1 protein-coding gene is annotated in these 426 nt (G+C 58.9%); it reads right to left on the bottom strand.

Annotation, left to right across the window (positions count from 1 at the left end; genetic code table 11):
* Positions 1-245: 245 nt before the first annotated feature.
* Positions 246-426 (bottom strand): transposase (locus A3722_RS14925; protein WP_201722039.1); only part of this gene is annotated, 181 nt, incomplete at its 5' end.

The raw sequence follows: 426 nt of genomic DNA, 5'->3' as shown, positions 1-426 counted from the left end.
CGGTGCTGCTCACGAGCCTGTCCTTTAACTGCTGCGACGCCTTAGCCGCCCTACTCTCTCATTCCGCCGGGCCGTTAACGACCTCTTGAGACGGATTCGAAACATCGTGGTTTCAGTGACGCCACCCTAAAAGTTATGGTCCTGCCCTGTCCAGCGCCCCAACGGGGGTTCAGAGTCACTTCAACGGGGGGATAGTGTCCCAAGGAATGGTGTAACTTTGTTCTTCGGCCATGGCTTGGCCGCAGTTACAGGACGGCGATTGTCGCCGGGTCCATGGGGGTAGTGTCGCAAATGGCGGCGACGGTTTCCAGTGTCATGTAGCGCCGCGTGATCGCCCACTCATCATTTTGCTCCAGCATCAGGGCTCCGACCAGTCGTGTGACTGCGGCCTCGTTTGGAAAGATGCCGACAACGTTGGTCCGGCGC

Origin of the sequence: Sulfitobacter sp. HI0027, from assembly GCF_001634775.1 — a bacterium.
GTDB lineage: Bacteria > Pseudomonadota > Alphaproteobacteria > Rhodobacterales > Rhodobacteraceae > Sulfitobacter.
Note: the sequence above shows the minus strand (reverse complement) of the source record. Positions and strands in the feature narration are given on the sequence as shown.